The organism is Brevundimonas sp. (assembly GCF_036677305.1).
Lineage (GTDB): Bacteria > Pseudomonadota > Alphaproteobacteria > Caulobacterales > Caulobacteraceae > Brevundimonas.
Genome location: NZ_JAKFEB010000089.1, coordinates 1 through 17,263 on the forward strand (window position 1 = coordinate 1; position 17,263 = coordinate 17,263).

Annotated in this window: 20 protein-coding genes and 1 pseudogene; 8 read left to right on the top strand and 13 right to left on the bottom strand. The window is 69.2% G+C overall.

Annotation, left to right across the window (positions count from 1 at the left end; translation table 11 throughout):
- Together V6M42_RS05375 and V6M42_RS05380 are read left to right on the top strand one after the other, a co-directional pair.
- Positions 1–180: divergent polysaccharide deacetylase family protein (locus V6M42_RS05375; RefSeq protein ID WP_332677666.1), on the top strand; the 180-nt coding region annotated here is incomplete at its 5' end.
- A 131-nt stretch (positions 181–311) separates the two neighbouring features.
- Positions 312–785 carry an RNA pyrophosphohydrolase gene (locus V6M42_RS05380; protein ID WP_332677668.1) on the top strand — a complete coding sequence of 158 codons (474 nt, stop codon included), beginning with the start codon at positions 312–314 and terminating at the stop codon, positions 783–785.
- On the opposite strand, the gene V6M42_RS05385 is transcribed toward V6M42_RS05380, so the two are convergent.
- From V6M42_RS05385 to V6M42_RS05435, 11 genes are all read right to left on the bottom strand, one after another.
- Positions 786–1,340 carry a hypothetical protein gene (locus V6M42_RS05385; RefSeq protein ID WP_332677670.1) on the bottom strand — a complete coding sequence of 185 codons (555 nt, stop codon included), beginning with the start codon at positions 1,338–1,340 and terminating at the stop codon, positions 786–788.
- 26 nt (positions 1,341–1,366) lie between these two features.
- A complete protein-coding gene (locus V6M42_RS05390; protein WP_332659039.1) occupies positions 1,367–1,612 on the bottom strand; it encodes a DUF1272 domain-containing protein in 246 nt (81 codons plus the stop codon).
- Between the two features lie 27 nt (positions 1,613–1,639).
- On the bottom strand, positions 1,640–1,897 hold the full coding sequence (locus tag V6M42_RS05395; RefSeq protein ID WP_332659037.1) for a CBU_0592 family membrane protein: 258 nt from the start codon (positions 1,895–1,897) through the stop codon (positions 1,640–1,642).
- A gap of 55 nt (positions 1,898–1,952) precedes the next feature.
- On the bottom strand, positions 1,953–2,273 hold the full coding sequence (locus V6M42_RS05400; protein ID WP_332659035.1) for a DMT family transporter: 321 nt from the start codon (positions 2,271–2,273) through the stop codon (positions 1,953–1,955).
- Positions 2,274–2,393: 120 nt separating this feature from the next.
- Positions 2,394–3,350, bottom strand: a complete 957-nt coding sequence (locus V6M42_RS05405) for a metallophosphoesterase (protein ID WP_332677671.1) — start codon at positions 3,348–3,350, stop codon at positions 2,394–2,396.
- A gap of 7 nt (positions 3,351–3,357) precedes the next feature.
- On the bottom strand, positions 3,358–3,627 hold the full coding sequence (locus V6M42_RS05410; protein ID WP_332677673.1) for an ATP synthase F1 subunit epsilon: 270 nt from the start codon (positions 3,625–3,627) through the stop codon (positions 3,358–3,360).
- Positions 3,627–5,183: a F0F1 ATP synthase subunit beta gene (gene atpD / locus V6M42_RS05415; protein ID WP_332677675.1), complete on the bottom strand. Its 1,557-nt coding sequence runs from the start codon at positions 5,181–5,183 to the stop codon at positions 3,627–3,629. Before atpD ends, V6M42_RS05410 begins: the two co-directional genes overlap by 1 nt.
- 37 nt (positions 5,184–5,220) lie before the next feature.
- Entirely contained in the window at positions 5,221–6,099 is an 879-nt protein-coding gene (locus V6M42_RS05420) for a F0F1 ATP synthase subunit gamma (protein WP_332677677.1), read from the bottom strand.
- Between the two features lie 26 nt (positions 6,100–6,125).
- Positions 6,126–7,661 carry a F0F1 ATP synthase subunit alpha gene (atpA, locus tag V6M42_RS05425; RefSeq protein WP_332677680.1) on the bottom strand — a complete coding sequence of 512 codons (1,536 nt, stop codon included), beginning with the start codon at positions 7,659–7,661 and terminating at the stop codon, positions 6,126–6,128.
- 59 nt (positions 7,662–7,720) lie between these two features.
- A complete protein-coding gene (locus V6M42_RS05430; protein WP_332657782.1) occupies positions 7,721–8,275 on the bottom strand; it encodes a F0F1 ATP synthase subunit delta in 555 nt (184 codons plus the stop codon).
- Positions 8,276–8,480: 205 nt separating this feature from the next.
- Entirely contained in the window at positions 8,481–9,425 is a 945-nt protein-coding gene (locus V6M42_RS05435) for a DUF808 domain-containing protein (protein WP_332677682.1), read from the bottom strand.
- A gap of 149 nt (positions 9,426–9,574) precedes the next feature.
- On the opposite strand from V6M42_RS05435, the gene V6M42_RS05440 reads away from it, so the two are divergent.
- The gene (locus tag V6M42_RS05440) at positions 9,575–10,396 is read left to right on the top strand and encodes a TerC family protein (protein WP_332657784.1); all 822 of its coding nucleotides are present in this window, start codon (positions 9,575–9,577) and stop codon (positions 10,394–10,396) included.
- 2 nt (positions 10,397–10,398) lie between these two features.
- Positions 10,399–11,205: a glutaminyl-peptide cyclotransferase gene (locus V6M42_RS05445; RefSeq protein ID WP_332657785.1), complete on the top strand. Its 807-nt coding sequence runs from the start codon at positions 10,399–10,401 to the stop codon at positions 11,203–11,205.
- A gap of 133 nt (positions 11,206–11,338) precedes the next feature.
- Here V6M42_RS05445 and V6M42_RS05450 read toward each other — a convergent pair whose 3' ends face one another.
- Positions 11,339–13,501, bottom strand: coding sequence for a primosomal protein N' (locus tag V6M42_RS05450; RefSeq protein ID WP_332677684.1), 2,163 nt, complete (start codon positions 13,499–13,501; stop codon positions 11,339–11,341).
- 30 nt (positions 13,502–13,531) lie between these two features.
- On the opposite strand from V6M42_RS05450, the gene fsa reads away from it, so the two are divergent.
- The 4 genes from fsa to V6M42_RS05470 all read left to right on the top strand — a co-directional run bounded on the left by fsa (position 13,532) and on the right by V6M42_RS05470 (position 16,934).
- Positions 13,532–14,185 (top strand): fructose-6-phosphate aldolase, encoded by a 654-nt coding sequence (fsa, locus tag V6M42_RS05455; RefSeq protein ID WP_332657787.1) that lies wholly within the window; start codon positions 13,532–13,534, stop codon positions 14,183–14,185.
- 54 nt (positions 14,186–14,239) lie between these two features.
- Entirely contained in the window at positions 14,240–14,941 is a 702-nt protein-coding gene (locus V6M42_RS05460; protein ID WP_332657788.1) for a DUF484 family protein, read from the top strand.
- Positions 14,923–15,867 carry a tyrosine recombinase XerC gene (locus tag V6M42_RS05465; protein ID WP_332677686.1) on the top strand — a complete coding sequence of 315 codons (945 nt, stop codon included), beginning with the start codon at positions 14,923–14,925 and terminating at the stop codon, positions 15,865–15,867. Before V6M42_RS05460 ends, V6M42_RS05465 begins: the two co-directional genes overlap by 19 nt.
- Before the next feature lie 83 nt (positions 15,868–15,950).
- The gene (locus V6M42_RS05470; protein WP_332677688.1) at positions 15,951–16,934 is read left to right on the top strand and encodes a retropepsin-like aspartic protease; all 984 of its coding nucleotides are present in this window, start codon (positions 15,951–15,953) and stop codon (positions 16,932–16,934) included.
- A gap of 16 nt (positions 16,935–16,950) precedes the next feature.
- Here the strand turns inward: V6M42_RS05470 and V6M42_RS05475 are convergent.
- A pseudogene (locus tag V6M42_RS05475) lies at positions 16,951–17,263 on the bottom strand (dihydrolipoyl dehydrogenase); the annotation flags it as partial.

Below are 17,263 nucleotides of genomic sequence, written 5' to 3' on the forward strand. Positions count from 1 at the left end.
GCCATCGTCGGCCAGCTGAACGCGCTGGAGGCCCTCGCCAAGGGCCGCGGCCAGGCCCTGGGCACGGGCTTCAGCTATCCGGTCACGGTCGAGGCCGTGGCGCGCTGGACCTCGGAACTCGAGGCCCGCGGGCTGCAGCTGGCGCCGGCTTCGGCGATGACGCAGCGGCCGGGGCGGTAGCTATCTGAGTGGCTAGTGGCTAGTGGCTAGTGGCTGGCCACCGCCTGTGGGGCGTCACGGTCAGCGCCGCCCTTCCGCCGCCAGTGATGCTGCAATCACTAGTCACTAGCCACTAGCCACTAGCCACTTCCATGACCGACCTCTCCCGCTATCGCCCCAACGTCGGCGTCGTGCTGTTCCATCCGGACGGCCGCGTCTGGTACGGGCGGCGCGCCGGGACCGAGGGTCCGCATAACTGGCAGTTCCCCCAGGGCGGCGTCGACGACGGCGAGGATCTGGAGACCGCCGCACGCCGCGAGCTGGGCGAGGAGACGGGCGTCACCTCCGCCGAACTGATCGCCTCGACCGAAGACTGGATCGTCTACGACTTCCCCGCGGGCTACGGGGGCACCAAGGCCGCGCGCGGCTGGGCCGGCCAGAAGCAGCGCTGGTTCGCTTTCCGCTTCACCGGCGAGGAGTCCGAGATCGATCTGGAAGCCCACGGCGACATCGAGTTCGACGCCTGGCGCTGGGGCGCGCTCGCCGACGCTCCGGACCTGATCGTGCCGTTCAAGCGCGACGTCTACGAACAGGTCGTGGCCGTGTTCGCGCCGCTGGTCGTCTGATCAGCCGACGCAGCGCCGCGGCCCGGCGGTGGTTTCGTAGACATTCGCGCCCGCCTTTCCGTTGGAAAACACGAGGGCGCTGACGACGGCGATCCGGCCGGGGCCGGACGGGATGCAGGCGACGATACGTCGGCCGCCGTCGATAGAGACGGGATCGGCCAGCGCCGCGTCCGGGCGGCTGATGGCCGCGGCCCGGACCATCGCGACCAGTGCAGCCTCATCCAGCGACCGTCCGGTCCACACGGTGCAAGATCGCATGGGCCGGGTCGTCAGGGCGCCGTCATACGTCCGGGCCGAACGCCCGTCGCTCAACCTGATCGTCGCCGGCCCCTGGCGAAAGAGCCCGCCCAGGACGGGGGTGAAGGGGTCGGGCGGATTCCGGAACCACCAGCCGCCGAGCCGACGTCCGGCTTCGTCATGGTCGATGCCGTCAACGACAAAGGGGACGCAGACCTCGCGGATCACGCGCTCGATCATGATCGACGGGTCGTCGCCTTCGTCGAGATGAGCGCAGGACGACAGGGAGAGGGAGGCCGCGAGAATGGCGGCAAGCAAGCGTGACGCGCCCGTGACCGGTTCCGTCACGCCGCCGCGCAGCCCTGCGGCTTGAGCACCCGCTTCGTCGAGGCCGGGTATTTCGCCATCAGCGAGGCCGGCCGGATCGGGCGGGCGACGAAGCCGCCGCCGCAGTTGGGGCAGACGCCTTTCAGCACCCCGTCCACACAGGCCGCGCAGAAGGTGCATTCGAAGGTGCAGATGCGGGCCTCGGCGCTGTCGAACGGCAGGTCGCGGTCGCAGCACTCGCAGTTGGGACGCAGTTCCAGCATGGGAGCCTCCGGGTCAGACGGCGAAGGCTAGGCCCGCTTTCGCGGAATGCCCAGCGCCAGTCGGGCCAGGCCGGCGATCGACACCAGGGCCCAGGACCCTTCCATCAGCACCGCCGACAGGTTGAAGTCGAAATAGAGCGACAGCAGGATCAGCAGGGCGCCGGCCAGATTGAGCATCAGGGCGGGCGCCCGGGCCGGATCCAGCTTGCTCGTCATCGTCGCGCCGGCGTAGGCCGCGAGGATCAGGAGGACTCCGAAGACTCCGAGCATGTCAGGAAGGGTCATGGCCGACGCCTACCATGTCGCGACCCGGGCCGCGATCAGGTGCAACCCCGGGCCGTCAGTGCGCGGGCGCGAGCCGCATCAGAACCAGACCCGCCACGATGAGGCCCGCGGCGGCCACCCGCATCGGATGCACCCCCTCGTTCAGCCAGACCACGCCGACGATGAAGGCGCCGACGGCGCCGATGCCGGTCCAGACGGTATAGGCCGTGCCCAGCGGCAGGGTCTTCATCGAGATCGACAGCAGGGCGAAGCTCATGCCCATGGTCACGAAGGTGATCACGCTGGGCCACAGGCGGGTGAACCCCGCCGACTGCTTCATGAAATAGGCCCAGACGACTTCCAGCAGTCCGGCGATGAGCAGATAGATCCAGGCCATGGGACGAGGCCCTCCTTGCAAAGGGCCGGGCCGTCCCGGACTTTGCCCGGACCGCGAGGGTCGCCGGGGCGAGGACGTGGCCTCGTCTGCAGGGGCTATCTAGGGCGCCCCGCCCCCCGGTCAAGGCCTTGGGCGGCGCAAGGTCACAATCACGATCTCCGGCGGAGCGCGGAACCGCACCGGCAGGATCGACACGCCGACGCCGCCGGTCACGAACAGCTTGCGCCCGCCCTCGTCATAGAGGCCGCAGGCCCAGCGCTCGGACATCCGCGAGGCGTGCACCAGCCGGCCGAAGAGCGGCAGGTTGACCTGCCCGCAGTGGGTGTGGCCGGCCAGCGTCAGGGCGACACGACCGGGAACCTCGACGAAGGGGTCGGGCCAGTGGGTGAGCACGACGACGGGCGCCTCATCGTTCACCTGGCCCAGGGTGGCGGAAACCATCGGCGGTTCGCGCGGCGACTCCATGTCGGCCAGACCGGCCAGCCAGAAGGCCCGGCCCGGGCGCGCGATCCGTTCGGCGCGGTTGTCCAGCACCTGCACCCCCGCCCGGGTCAGGGCCGCGCTGATGGCCGCGTCGTCGTACCAGGAATCGTGATTGCCCAGCACGCCGTGGACGCCCAGCGGCGCGGAGAGACCCCGGAAGGCCTCCACTCCACCGAGTATCTCCGACTGTTCAGGTCGGGCCCGCGTCGCCGCCGGTTCATGCCCCCCGGCGTAGTCGCCCAGCAGGACCACGACATCCGGCCGCTCGCTGTTCATGCGCGCGACCAGTCGCTCGATCCGGGCGACGTCGGTGTGGGGCGCGGCGACATGGGTGTCGGAGATGACCCCGATCCGCAGCGGCGGGCCACGCCATTGGGCGCTTTCCACCGTGACGTGGCGCACCGTCAGGGTGGCCGGCTCGATCAGAAAGGCCCAGACGCCGAGGGCCCATGCGATCGCGGACACGGCACCCAGACTTCGGGCAAGAAAAACCCGGCGGCTGCGCAGCAACCGCCGGATCAGAAATACGCAGACGACGGGTCCAAGGACCGCGCCGACCCAGGCCAGAACCAGAACCACGCCCGGTCCGGCCATGGTCAGATCAGGCCGCGGCCACTTCCTGGGCCTGTTCGGCCAGGATGGTCAGGCCGGCCGGGGTCACGTCGGCGAAGCCGCCGTGGACCTCGAACTGGCGGCGCGAACCGCCGTCGATGACCGTGACCACGCCTTCGCGCAGGGCGGTCATGAAGGGCGCGTGATCGGCCAGAACGCCGAAGTCGCCCTCGACGCCCGGCGCATCGACCTGATCGACGAGGCCGTTGAAGACCTCGCGCTCAGGCGCCACCAGCGAGAACTGGAGCTTTCCGGCCATCAGGCTTCAGCCGCCATCTTGCCGGCCTTTTCGACGGCCTCTTCCACCGTGCCGACCATGTAGAAGGCGGCTTCCGGCAGGTGGTCGTATTCACCGGCGACGATGCCCTTGAACGAGCGGATGGTGTCGGCCAGCTCGACGAACTTGCCGGGCGAGTTGGTGAACTGCTCGGCCACGAAGAACGGCTGCGACAGGAAGCGCTGGATCTTGCGGGCGCGCGAGACGACCAGCTTGTCCTCTTCCGACAGCTCGTCCATGCCCAGGATGGCGATGATGTCCTTCAGGGCCTTGTACTGCTGCAGCACTTCCTGGACCGAACGGGCCACGTTGTAGTGCTCCTCGCCGATGACCAGCGGGTCCATGATCCGCGAGGTGGAGTCCAGCGGATCCACGGCGGGGAAGATGGCCTGGGCGGCGATGTCGCGGCTCAGCACGGTCGTCGCGTCCAGGTGGGCGAACGAGGCGGCGGGGGCCGGGTCGGTCAGGTCGTCGGCGGGAACGTAGATGGCCTGGACCGAGGTGATCGAGCCCTTCTTGGTCGAGGTGATGCGCTCCTGCAGGTTGCCCATCTCGGTGGCCAGGGTGGGCTGATAGCCCACGGCCGACGGGATGCGGCCCAGCAGGGCGGACACTTCGGAACCGGCCTGGGTGAAGCGGAAGATGTTGTCGACGAACAGCAGCACGTCCTTGCCTTCCTCGTCGCGGAAGTACTCGGCCTGGGCCAGGCCGGTCAGGGCGACGCGGGCGCGGGCGCCGGGAGGCTCGTTCATCTGGCCGTAGACGAGGGCGCATTTCGAGCCCTCGGTCGAGCCGCCGTTCTTGGCCGGGTCCACGTTCACGTTGGACTCGATCATCTCGTGGTACAGGTCGTTGCCTTCGCGGGTGCGTTCACCCACGCCGGCCAGAACCGAATAACCGCCGTAGGCCTTGGCGATGTTGTTGATCAGCTCCTGCATGGTCACGGTCTTGCCCACGCCGGCGCCGCCGAACAGGCCGATCTTGCCGCCCTTGGTGTAGGGGCAGATCAGGTCGATGACCTTGATCCCCGTGACGAGGATTTCCGACGAGGTCGACTGCTCTTCGAACGAAGGCGCCTCGCGGTGGATCGGGCGGTACATCTGGGTCTTGATCGCGCCCTGTTCGTCGATCGGGTCGCCGACGACGTTCATGATGCGGCCCAGCGTGCCCGGGCCCACGGGGGCCAGGATGGAGGTGCCGGTGTCGGTCACGGCCTGGCCGCGGGTCAGACCCTCGGTCGTGTCCATGGCGATGGTGCGGACCATGTTCTCACCCAGGTGCTGGGCGACTTCCAGGACCAGGCGGAAGGGCTTGCCGGTCTTCTGGTCGGTGTTGGTCGTTTCCAGCGCGTTCAGGATGGCCGGCAGCTGGCCTTCGAACTCGACGTCGACGACGGCGCCGATGACCTGGGCGATCTTGCCCACGCCGGTGCCGGCCGTATAGGCGGCGTTGCCGGTCGCGCTGGCGACGGCGGCCTTCGAGGCCTTGGGAGCGGCCGGTTTCCTGGCGGCGGGTTTCTTGGCGGTGGTGTCGGTCATCGTTGTGTTCCGGTTCGGAATATCGGTCAGGATCGGATCAGAGGGCTTCGGCGCCGGAGATGATCTCGATCAGCTCCTTGGTGATCTGCGCCTGGCGGGATCGGTTGTAGGTCAGGGTCAGGGCGGAAATCATGTCGCCCGCATTGCGCGTCGCGGAGTCCATGGCGCCCATCTGGGCCCCGTAGAAGCCGGCCTGGTTCTCGTACATCGAGGCCAGGATCTGGGTCGTGATGTTGCGCGGCAGCAGGGTCTCGAGGATTTCCTCCTCGGAAGGCTCGTAGTCGTAGACCGCGCCGTTCAGGTTGATGGGAGCGGCGCCCCCCTCGACCACGGCGGGGACCAGCTGTTTGGCGGTCGGGACCTGCGATATCACCGACTTGAACTGGCTGTAGAACAGGGTGACGACGTCGGCGTTTCCGGCCTCGAACTCGTTGGCGACCAGCTCGGCGATCGGCTGGGCGGCGGGCAGGCCGAGGACCTTGTGGTCCGACAGTTCGAAGGTCTTGACGACGCGGTCGCCGAACATCCGGGTCAGGCCGTCGCGGGACTTGCGGCCCACGGCGATGATCCGGACGTCCTTGCCTTCGGCGATGAGGCTGTTGATGCGGTCACGCGCGGCGCGGACGACGTTGGACGAGAAGCCGCCGGCCAGGCCTTTATCGGCCGTGGCGACGATGACGAGGTGCTTCCTGTCCGAGCCCGTGCCGGCCAGCAGCTTGGGCGCGCCGTCGCCGGACACGCCGGCCGCCAGATTGGCGATGACGGCGGCCATGCGCTGGGCGTAGGGCCGGGCCGCGACGGCCTGGTCCTGGGCGCGTTTCAGCTTGGCCGCGGCGACCATCTGCATGGCTTTCGTGATCTTCTGCGTGGCTTTCACGCTTCCGATCCGATTGCGCATTTCCTTGAGGCTGGCCATCCGGCGCTACTCTCTCGCTCTCAGGTCTACGCGAAGGTCTTGGCGAAGGCCTCGATGGCGGCCTTCAGCTCGGCTTCCAGATCCTTGGACAGGGCCTTCTCCTTGCGGATGCCGTCCATGATGGAGCTGTGCTTGGAGTGGATGCGGGCCAGCAGCTCGCTCTCGAAGCGGCCGATGTCGGACACCGCGACGTTGTCCAGATAGCCGCGCGTGCCGGCGTAGACCGAAACCACCTGCTCCTCGACCGTCAGCGGCGAGTACTGGGGCTGTTTCAGCAGTTCCGTCAGGCGGGCGCCGCGGGCCAGAAGCTTCTGGGTCGAGGCGTCCAGGTCCGAACCGAACTTGGCGAAGGCGGCCATCTCGCGATACTGCGCGAGCTCGCCCTTGATGGAGCCGGCGACCTGTTTCATCGCCTTGATCTGGGCCGAGGAGCCCACGCGCGACACCGAGATGCCGACGTTCACGGCGGGGCGGATGCCCTGGTAGAACAGGTCCGATTCCAGGAAGATCTGGCCGTCGGTGATGGAGATCACGTTGGTCGGGATGTAGGCCGACACGTCGTTGGCCTGGGTCTCGATCAGCGGCAGGGCGGTCATCGAGCCCGAACCGTTGTCCTCGTTCAGCTTGGCCGAACGCTCCAGCAGGCGGCTGTGCAGGTAGAAGACGTCGCCCGGATAGGCTTCGCGGCCCGGCGGACGGCGCAGCAGCAGGGACATCTGGCGGTAGGCCACGGCCTGTTTCGACAGATCGTCATAGACGATCAGGGCGTGCATGCCGTTGTCGCGGAAGAACTCGCCCATGGCCGTGCCCGAGAACGGGGCCAGGAACTGCAGCGGGGCCGGCTCCGAAGCCGTGGCGGCGACGACGATGGTGTAGTCCAGGGCGCCGCGCTCCTCGAGCGTCTTGACGATCTGGGCCACGGTCGAGCGCTTCTGACCGATGGCGACGTAGATGCAGTACAGCTTCTCGCCTTCGCTGGTCGCGGCGGCGTTGGTGCTCTTCTGGTTCAGGATGGTGTCGATGGCGACGGCGGTCTTGCCGACCTGACGGTCGCCAATGATCAGCTCGCGCTGGCCGCGGCCGATCGGGATCAGGGTGTCGATGGCCTTCAGGCCGGTCTGCATGGGCTCATGCACCGACTTGCGCGGGATGATGCCCGGGGCCTTCACGTCCACGCGGCGGCGCTCGGTGAATTTGATCGGGCCCTTGCCGTCGATCGGCTCGCCCAGCGGGTTGACGACGCGGCCCAGCAGGCCCTTGCCAACCGGAACGTCCACGATCTCGCCCAGACGGCGGACCTCGTCGCCCTCGGCGATCTGGTTGTCCTGGCCGAAGATCACGGCGCCGACGTTGTCGCGCTCGAGGTTCAGGGCCATGCCCTTCACGCCGGCTTTCGGGAATTCGATCATCTCGCCGGCCTGGACGTTGTCCAGACCGTGGATGCGGGCGATGCCGTCGCCGACCGACAGCACCTGGCCGACGTCGGACACGTCGGCTTCAACGCCGAAATTGGCGATCTGCGACTTGAGGATGGCCGAGATTTCGGCGGCGCGGATGTCCATGACAGGCTCTCTGTTATCGTCTTGTCAGCGCGGCCCCGTCGGAGCCGCATGCGTGGTTGTTAGGCGCGTTTGAGCGCGAACTTCATCTGGTCGAGTTTGGTCTTCAGCGAGGCGTCGAACAGTTTCGAGCCGACCTTGACCTTCAGGCCGCCCAGGATCGACGGATCGACGCGGGCGGTCATCTCCGGATCCTTGCCCAGCGAGGTGCGGAGCGCGGTCTGGATGGATTTCAGCTGGGCGGCGGTCAGGGCCTGGGCCGAAACGACCTCGGCGGCGACGACGCCCGTCTTCCTTGCGTACAGCAGCTCGAAGCCCGCGATCACGGCGGGCAGATCGCCCGAGCGGCCGTTCTGGCCCAGCAGGCCGAGGAAATTCTTCGTCACGCCGTTGAACTTCGCCTTGTCGGCGATGGCGACCAGACCCTTTTGCTGGTCCTCGGCGGCCATGACCGGCGAGGTGGCGAGGCGGCGCAGGTCGGCGCTCTCGTTCCACGCGGCCCGCAGGGAGGCCAGGTCGGCGCGCACGGCGTCCAGAACCTTCGTCTCGTCAGCGAGGTCGAACAGCGCCTGTGCGTAGCGCTCGCCGACTTCCGTCGTCCTGTAATCGTCAGCCACTTATAAGGTCCGCGCGGGTTAGCGTTCGGGTTTGCGACCGGCGGCGGGGTGCGCACCGATCAAAGGCCTGAAATGCTTGAAGAAAGCACGCCGGGGACGCGTCTTGCGACGCGCCCTCCGGCTCAGCCGGGCGCCTGATAGCACCCATCCCCCGCCGCCGCAACCGAAGCGGCCCCCGATGGGCCGTCGGATTGCCGCACCCCGGTCAGTGGGCGGCGTGCTTGCGGCCCGGGATGACGTGCAGGACGGCCACGATGACGCCGCCGACAACGAGGCCGACGACGGCCGAGGCGGCGGCGGTCGCCAGCCATCCCGTGACGGCGCCGACCAGCGGGACCTGTCCGGCGGCGTGAGCCAGTCCCTCGATCAGGCCCGGCAGGAGATCGAGATGGTACTCATGCAGGCCGTGGACCAGGATCCCTCCGCCGACCCACAGCATGGCCACCGTGCCGACCGTGGCCAGGCCGGTCAGCACCACCGGCATGGCGTGGACCAGGCCCCGGCCCAGGGCGCGCTCGGGCGCCGAGGGGCGTTCGGCCAGATGCAGGCCGATGTCGTCCATCTTCACGATCAGGGCCACGGCGCCGTAGACCGCCACGGTGATCAGCAGTCCGACCAGGGCGAGGGCCGCCGCCTGGGTCGCCAGCGGCCGTTCGGACAGGTCGGCCAGGGCGATGGCGGTGATCTCGGCCGAAAGGATCAGGTCGGTGCGGATCGCCGAACCCACCATCTTCTTTTCCTGTTCGACGGACGACAGGGCCAGCTCGTCCGGCGTGGTCTCGCCATCGTCGTGACCCGCCACCTTCTCCCATATCTTTTCGGACGCCTCGAAACAGAGATAGGCGCCGCCCGCCATCAGCAGCGGCGTCAGCGCCCAGGGCGCGAAGGCGCTGATCAACAGCGCTCCGGGCAGCAGGATCAGGAATTTGTTCTTCAGCGACCCGATGGCGATCTTGCCGATGATCGGCAGTTCGCGATGGGGCGAAAAGCCCATCGCATAGCCCGGGGTCACCGCGGCGTCGTCGACCACCACCCCGGCGGCCTTCATGCTGGCGCGGCCGGCGGCGGCGGACACGTCGTCGACCGAGGCCGCGGCCATCTTGGCGATGGCGGCGACGTCGTCGAGAAGGGCGGCAAGACCTGAGGGCACGCGTCACCTGACAAGATAAATTCAGTTCGCTCTTGGCTAGGCGAGCCTGCGGGCCGGGTCCAGAGCCCCCGGTCGAACGCGGCGCCCTGACGCGCCCCGGCGGGCGGAAAATTCTGGCGCGGCCTCCCGCCCTGCCCTATCCCGGGACCATGACAGAAATCTCCGCACTCATCGCCGATCCCGCCGCCTGGGCCGCCCTGATCACCCTGGTGATCATGGAAGTGGTCCTCGGCATCGACAATCTGATCTTCATCTCGATCCTGTCGAACAAGCTTCCCCCCGAGCACCGCCAGCGCACCCGCCGCATCGGCATCGGCCTGGCCCTGATCATGCGCCTCGGCCTGCTGGCGACGATCGGCTGGATCGTCGGCCTGACGCAGCCCGTCATCGACCTCGGCTCCGGCGCGGGCTGGGACATGGAGTTCAGCTGGCGCGACCTGATCCTGATCGCGGGCGGCCTGTTCCTCGTCTGGAAGGCCACGACCGAGGTCCACCACGCCGTCGACCCGGCGGTCGGCGACGATCTGCTGGAGAAGAAGAAGACCACCGCCGTCATCAACAACGTCGGCGCGGCCATCGGCCAGATCATCCTGCTGGACCTCGTCTTCTCGATCGACTCCATCCTGACCGCCGTCGGCATGACGGATCACGTGCCGATCATGATGGTCGCCGTGATCATCGCCGTCGGCGTGATGCTGGTCGCCTCGGACCCGCTGGCCAATTTCATCGACAAGAACCCGACCATCGTCATGCTGGCGCTCGGCTTCCTGCTGATGATCGGCATGGTGCTGATCGCCGACGGATTCGGCGTCCATGTGCCCAAGGGCTATATCTACGTGGCCATGGCCTTCTCGGCCCTGATCGAGGGGCTGAACATGCTGGGGCGCAATGCGGCGGCGAGGAAGCAGGCGGCGCTCCAGGCGCGGCAGGCCGAACTGAACAAGGCCGAGACGGCCGAACCGGGAGTGTGACCATGCGGGCGGTCGTCGTTGTCCTTCTTGCGCTGCTGACGCCCCTGGCGGCGGCGGCGCAGACGACGGCCCCGCCCGTTCCCGCCCCGACCGAACCCGCCCCGGTGACGATCTACGATTTCGAGGTCGTCCGCCGTTATCCCCACGACCCCGGCGCCTTCACCCAGGGCCTGGAGTTCCGCAACGGCGAACTGCTGGAAAGCACCGGCCGTTCGCCTTCGACCGTGCGCCGGGTCCGTCTCGAGGACGGCGTGGTCATCCAGAAGCGCGAGCTGGATGCGTCCCTGTTCGGCGAGGGGCTGACCGTCTTCGGCGATCGCGTCCTGACCCTGACCTGGAAGGGCGGCCAGGGCTTCATCTGGGACCCCGTCACGCTCGAGCCGAAAGGCGGGTTCGCCTATGCCGGCGAGGGCTGGGGTCTGACCCACGACGCCACGCGCCTGATCCTGTCCGACGGCACGGCGACCCTGCGCTTCCTCGACCCGCAGACCCTGACCGAGACGGGCCAGGTGCCGGTCACCGTGCAGGGCCGGCCGCTGCGCCAGCTGAACGAGCTGGAATGGATCGAGGGCGAGGTCTTCGCCAACGTCTGGCACACCGACTACATCGTCCGTATCGACCCGGCGACGGGGGTGGTGAAGGGCGTGATCGACCTGGCCTCGCTGATGCCCGACCGGTCCGGGCTCGACCCGACCGACGCCGTCCTGAACGGCATCGCCTGGGATCCCGAAGGCCGGCGACTGTTCGTCACCGGCAAGAACTGGCCGACCCTGTTCGAGATCCGGCTGATCGAGCGGGTGGCGAACTGAGCGTCTCCCTCCCGCTTGAGGGAGGGTGGCTGAGCCGTAGGCGAAGCCGGGTGGGAGCGGCCGTTCGACAGCCGGCCCCACCCTGTCGTCGCTGCGCGTCGACATCCCTCCCCCTCGGGGGAGGGAGAGCGCGCTACAGAAAACTATACGGATCGACGTCGACGCTGAGCCGCACCGACCCCGGCACCTTCACCCTGGCCAGCCAGGCCCGCAGGAAACCCTGCAGATCCACGTCCCGGTCCGCCCGCACCAGCAGCCGCTTGCGTCGCCGTCCGCGCACCAGCGCCAGCGGCGCATCGGCGGGGCCGTAGACCTCCAGCCGTTCGGCGTTGGGGATGTTCTCGGCCAGGTCGCGGGCGACCTTCTCGACCGCCGCGGCGTTCTCGCTGGACAGGACGATGGCCGCCAGTCGCCCGTGCGGCGGCAGGGACGCCGCCTCGCGCTCGGCCATCTCGGCCTCGACGAAGGCGTCGCGGTCGCCCGCCGCCAAGGCCATCAGCACCGGATGCTCGGGCGTCCAGGTCTGCAGTATGGCCCGCCCCGGCTTGTCGGCCCGGCCCGCCCGGCCCGTGGCCTGGGTCAGCAGCTGGAAGGTCCGCTCGGCCGCACGCAGATCGCCCCCGCGCAGGCCGAGGTCGGCGTCCACCACCCCCACCAGCGTCAGGTGGGGGAAATTGTGCCCCTTGGCCGCCGCCTGGGTCGCCACCAGAATGTCGATCTCGCCGTCCGCCATGCTCTGGATCAGGGCCCGGGCGGATTTCGCGTCCGGCGCCGTGTCGCTGCTGAAGACCGCCGTGCGCGCCTGCGGGAACAGCTGGCGCACCTCCTCCTCGACCCGTTCGACGCCGGGGCCGACCGAAACCAGCGAGTCTTCCGCCCCGCAGGCCGGACAGTGTTTCGGCCGGATCATGGAAAAGCCGGTCAGGTGACAGATCAGCCGCCCGGTGTAGCGATGCTCGACCAGCCAGCTATCGGTGTCGGGCGCCGTCAGCCGGTGTCCGCAGACCCGGCACAGCACCACGGGCGCATAGCCCCGGCGGTTCAGGAACAGCAGGGTCTGCTCCCCCCGCTGCAGGGTCTCGCCGATGGCCTCGCGCAAGGGCTGGGACAGCCAGGTCTGGGGGTCGGGCGGGTTCTGGCGCAGGTCCAGCAGGGAGACGTCCGGCAGCACCGCCGCCCCGTGCCGCGCCGCCAGCTTCAGCCAGCCATAGCGGCCCTGATGGGCGTTCCACAGCGTCTCCAGCGACGGCGTGGCCGAGGCCAGCACCACCGTCGCCCCCTCGATCCGCGCCCGCGCCACGGCCAGGTCGCGCCCGTGATAGACCAGCCCCTCCTCCTGTTTGAACGAGCCGTCGTGCTCCTCGTCCACGATGACCAGCCGCAGGTTGGCGTAGGGCAGGAACAGGGCCGAACGCGCGCCGACCACGATGTTGCAGCGGCCGGCGATCACGGCCTCCCAAACCTGACGCCGGCGCGGCGGGGCGACGCCCGAATGCCATTCCGCCGGGGCCGCGCCGAAACGGTCGCTGATGCGGGCGATCAGGGCCTGGGTCAGGGCGATCTCGGGCAGCAGGATCAGGATCTGCGCCGCCGGATCGGCCTTCAGCGTCCGCGCCGCCGCTTCCAGATAGGCTTCGGTCTTGCCGGAGCCGGTCACCCCGTCCAGCAGGAAGGGGGCGAAACCGCCTCTCACGGTCGCCTCGGCCATCTCATGCGCCGCCGCCGCCTGATCGGGATTGAGCTTCGCCGGGGCGTGATCCGGGTCGGGCGCGTCGAAGGCCGCGACGGCCTCGATCTCGATGACCTCCAGCACGCCCTCGTCGACCAGGCCCTTGACCACCCCCGACGACACATCGGCCGCCCGCGCCAGATCGGGACCCGGCATGGACCGCTGCCCCAGCGCCTCCAGCACCGCCGTGCGCGCCGCCGTCGGCCGGGCCGGAACCCTGTCGCCGACCCGCCGCACCCGCCGTTCGGGCCGGGGCCGGGGCGCGCGCAGGCCCTTCAGGGCCGTCGCCGCCATCTCGCCCGGCGCGCTCAGCGTCCAGCGCGCGGCCCATTCGACGAAGTCCACGGTCTTTTCGGGCAGTCGCGGATCGTCCAGCACATGATCGATCGCCTTGAGCCGCCGGTTCGAGCCCGTCGTCTCGCGCGCCTCGGACACGATGCCCCGCATCAGCCTCGGCCCCAGCGGCACGGCGACCTGATCGCCGCGCGCGACGTCCAGCCCCTCGGGGACCTCGTAGTCGAAGGCCTCGGGCACCGGCAGGGGGATGAGGACACTGGCGACTTTCACCGCCGGGTCCGCTCCGCTAGAGAGACGCTCATGAAACTCTTCCTCGACACAGCCGACGTCGCCGTCATCAAGGACATGGTCCCCACCGGCATGGTGGACGGCGTCACCACCAATCCCTCGCTGATCGCCAAATCCGGTCGCAACATCGCCGAGGTCATCGCCGAGATTTGCGCCCTCGTCGAGGGGCCGATCTCCGCCGAGGCCGTGGCGACCGATTTCGAGACCATGGTGAAGGAGGGCGACAAGCTGGCCGCCATCGCTCCGAACGTGGTGGTGAAGCTGCCCCTGACCTGGGACGGACTGCGCGCCGCGCGCGCCTTCGCCGACAAGGGCGTCAAGACCAACGTCACCCTGTGCTTCTCGGCCGCCCAGGCCATGCTGGCCGCCAAGGCCGGCGCCACCTTCATCTCGCCCTTCGTGGGCCGGCTGGAAGACCACGGCGCCGACGGCATCGGCCTGCTGGAGGAAATCCGGGTGCTGTACGACGTGCACGGCTTCGACACCCAAATTCTGGCCGCCAGCCTGCGAAATCCCGGCCACGTCAGCGCCGCCGCCGTCGCCGGCGCGGACGCGGCGACCATCCCGGCCGACGTTTTCAAGGCCCTGGTCAAACACCCGTTAACCGACAAGGGGCTTGATGCTTTCCTGGCGGACTGGGGCAAGACCGGCCAATCGATCCTTTAGGATCGATCCCTCCTCAGGGACGCCATCCTGTAGTTTGACCTCGAGGAGAGGTTCGTGAGCGTGTCGCCTGACCTCTCGTCCAAGCCGGAAGAGCCGCACTGGCCGGAAATCCGCGCCTGGCTGCAGGCCAACGCGCAGATCCTGCTGGACGACCGCTCGCTGCTGGAAGAGATCGGGCTCAAGCCCCACGGCCGCAATGTCGTTGAGTTCGGCCGGGCCGCCCTGACGCGGCTCGAGGAAGCCGCCGAGCGCGAGGCCGACGCCCGCAAGCGGATCGAGAACATCGCCCGGGCCAATTTCGCCGCCCAGACCCAGACCCATGTCGCGGCGCTCGATCTCATGGAGGCGCGCAACCCGTCCGACCTCGCCCGCCGCCTCGACGCCGTGGCCCAGGGCCGGTTCGGCCTCGCCGGAGCCGCCATCGCGCTCGAAAAGCCGGGCGGCGTGCCCTTCGGCTGGCGGGGTCTCGAGGCCGGCGGCGTCGACGCCCTGCTGGGCGACCACGGCCTGACCTGGCTGGGACCCAATTTCGACGGCCTGAACCTGTTCGGCGGCGCGGACGCGGAGGTGAAGTCCGTCGCCCTGATCCGCATGGCCCCGCAGTTCCCCGGCGCCGAGGTTCCGGCGCGCCACGCCATCTGCGCCTTCGGCTCGCCCGAGGAAGACGGCTTCGCCCCGACCATGGGCTGCGAACTGGTGGCCTTCATCGCCCGGGTGGTGGAACGGACCGCCGAACGATGGCCCATTCTGAGCTGACCGCCCCCACTCTGACTGCGGATCAGGCCCTGTCGGCCTGGCTGGAGCATCTGGCCCACGAGCGCCGTCTGGCCGCCAATACGCTGGAAGCCTATGGCCGCATCGGCCGGACCTATCTGGCCTTTCTGCAGAACCATCGCGGCGGGCCCCAACGCCTGTCCGATCTGGGAACCGTCACCGCCGCCGAGGTCCGCGCCCATCTGGCCGAGCGGCGCGGCGGCGACCATCCGCTGGCGGCGCGGTCGATCAGCCAGACCCTGTCGGCCATCCGCGCCTTCCACGCCTTCCTCGACCGGCGCTGCGCCACGCCCGCGCCGCAGCTGGCGCTGGTCCGCGGCCCGCGCATCAAGGCCTCCCTGCCCCGCCCCGTCAGCGAGGATCAGGCCCGCGGCCTGATGCAGGAGCCCGACGCCGATCCCGACGCCGAACCCTGGGAGGCCGCGCGCGACCGCGCCGTCCTGACCCTGCTGTACGGCTGCGGCCTGCGGATTTCGGAGGGCCTGTCCCTGACGCGGGCCGATGCGCCGGTCCCTGAAACCCTGCGCATCACCGGCAAGGGGGGGAAGACCCGGCTGGCTCCGGTCCTGCCGGTCGTGCGCACGGCCGTTGACGACTATCTGGCGCTGCTGCCGTTTCCTCTGGAACCCGGCGACGCCCTGTTCCGGGCGCGGCGCGGCGGCCCCCTGACGCCCCGCCACGTCCAGGCCACGGTCCAGAAGCTGCGGGGCCGGCTGGGCCTGCCCGCCTCGGCCACGCCCCACGCCCTGCGCCACAGCTTCGCCACCCACCTGCTGGGGGCCGGGGCGGACCTGAGGGCCATCCAGGAATTGCTGGGCCACGCCAGTCTGTCGACGACCCAGAAATACACGGCCGTCGACGCGCAACACCTGCTGGAAGCGTATTCGGCCGCCCATCCTAGGCGCTGAAAACGACGGACTGGTCAGGGTCCGTTTCGCCAGCATACAGTGACGGTCCATCCGCTGGGGAGGCGGCGCGGAGCGTGAACTGCATGACAGGCCTGGACCGACGCGCCCTGTTGGCCGGATTGGCGGCCATGGGCCTGCCCGCCGGGCCCGCCGCCGCACAGGATCCCGTGGATCCGCTGGTCGAGGATCGGCCCATCCAGCTTTTGAGCAACCTGTTCACCCGCGTCGGGGCGGCCGTCTTTATCGACGGCCAGGGACCGTTCACCTTCGTGATCGACACGGGCGCGGGCACGACCTCGGTGGCCGACACGCTGGCGGACCGGCTGAACCTTCCGCCCCTGGCCTCTGTCCTCGTCCACGGGATCACCGAGGCCCGGGTGACGCGCAGCGTGGCGATCAACCGGCTGCAGCTCAGCGGACTGGGGTTCCGCAACCTGTCCTGCCCGGTCTTCCCGCGGAACCAGCTCGGCGCGGACGGCCTGATCGGCCTGGACGTGCTGGACCGCTTCCGGCTGAAGTTCAACGTCGTGCGCCGGACCGCCAGTCTCAATGTCCGCGGCGTGACCGTGCGCATGGGCGGCGACATGGTCACCGGCTCGCGTCTGCGCCGCGAAGGCATGCGTTCGGCGCGCGGTCGCTTCGGCCAGATGATCATGACCCAGGTCAGTGTGGACGGTCAGCAGACCGCGGCCTTCATCGACAGCGGGGCCCAGTATTCGATCGGCAATATGGCGCTGCGTCGCGCCACCGCCGCCCGGCGCCCTGACGGCGGCCGGGTCGCCCGCGAGGTGCCGATCTTCGGCGTGACCGGCCAGAGCCTGAGCGCGGACCTGGCCATGGTCGACGACCTGCGTTTCGGTCCGCAGCGGCTGGGCGCGACGCCCATGCTGTTCGCCGACCTGCACTGTTTCGAGACCCTGGGCCTGGCCGGCCGGCCGGCGCTGCTGATCGGCGCGGACCTGCTGGGCCGGTTCCGCGAAGTCACCCTGGATTTCCCGGCCAATCTGGTCGTCTTCACCGGCCTGCGCCGTCAGACCAACCGCCGGCTCGAAATCCCCGGCATCTGAGACGGCCCGACCGGGGTCAGGCCTGCATCGTCCAGCCCTCGACGCCCATCGCCGCCTGTTTGACGGCTTCCGAACGGGTCGGGTGCGGGTGGCAGATGCGGGCGATGTCTTCCGACGATCCGCCGAAGGCCATGGCCACGCAGGCCTCGCCGATCATCTCCCCGGCCTGGGGGCCCAGAATGTGGACGCCCAGAATGCGGTCAGTCGCGGCGTCGGCCAGCACCTTCACGAAGCCGTCGGTCTCGTGGTTGATCTTGGCCCGGCTGTTGGCGGTGAAGGGGAATTTCCCGGCCTTGTAGGCGACGCCCTCGGCCTTCAGCTGGTCCTCG

What these genes read in the sequence shown, in the direction of transcription:
- atpD (WP_332677675.1), bottom strand. Translation starts at nt 5,183, where the DNA reads ATGACCGACACCACCGCCAAGAAACCCGCCGCCAGGAAACCGGCCGCT.
- V6M42_RS05465 (WP_332677686.1), top strand. Translation starts at nt 14,923, where the DNA reads ATGGCCCATTCTGAGCTGACCGCCCCCACTCTGACTGCGGATCAGGCC.
- fsa (WP_332657787.1), top strand. Translation starts at nt 13,532, where the DNA reads ATGAAACTCTTCCTCGACACAGCCGACGTCGCCGTCATCAAGGACATG.
- V6M42_RS05445 (WP_332657785.1), top strand. Translation starts at nt 10,399, where the DNA reads ATGCGGGCGGTCGTCGTTGTCCTTCTTGCGCTGCTGACGCCCCTGGCG.
- V6M42_RS05400 (WP_332659035.1), bottom strand. Translation starts at nt 2,273, where the DNA reads ATGGCCTGGATCTATCTGCTCATCGCCGGACTGCTGGAAGTCGTCTGG.
- V6M42_RS05380 (WP_332677668.1), top strand. Translation starts at nt 312, where the DNA reads ATGACCGACCTCTCCCGCTATCGCCCCAACGTCGGCGTCGTGCTGTTC.
- atpA (WP_332677680.1), bottom strand. Translation starts at nt 7,661, where the DNA reads ATGGACATCCGCGCCGCCGAAATCTCGGCCATCCTCAAGTCGCAGATC.
- V6M42_RS05440 (WP_332657784.1), top strand. Translation starts at nt 9,575, where the DNA reads ATGACAGAAATCTCCGCACTCATCGCCGATCCCGCCGCCTGGGCCGCC.
- V6M42_RS05395 (WP_332659037.1), bottom strand. Translation starts at nt 1,897, where the DNA reads ATGACCCTTCCTGACATGCTCGGAGTCTTCGGAGTCCTCCTGATCCTC.
- V6M42_RS05410 (WP_332677673.1), bottom strand. Translation starts at nt 3,627, where the DNA reads ATGGCCGGAAAGCTCCAGTTCTCGCTGGTGGCGCCTGAGCGCGAGGTC.
- V6M42_RS05405 (WP_332677671.1), bottom strand. Translation starts at nt 3,350, where the DNA reads ATGGCCGGACCGGGCGTGGTTCTGGTTCTGGCCTGGGTCGGCGCGGTC.
- V6M42_RS05420 (WP_332677677.1), bottom strand. Translation starts at nt 6,099, where the DNA reads ATGGCCAGCCTCAAGGAAATGCGCAATCGGATCGGAAGCGTGAAAGCC.
- V6M42_RS05470 (WP_332677688.1), top strand. Translation starts at nt 15,951, where the DNA reads ATGACAGGCCTGGACCGACGCGCCCTGTTGGCCGGATTGGCGGCCATG.
- V6M42_RS05390 (WP_332659039.1), bottom strand. Translation starts at nt 1,612, where the DNA reads ATGCTGGAACTGCGTCCCAACTGCGAGTGCTGCGACCGCGACCTGCCG.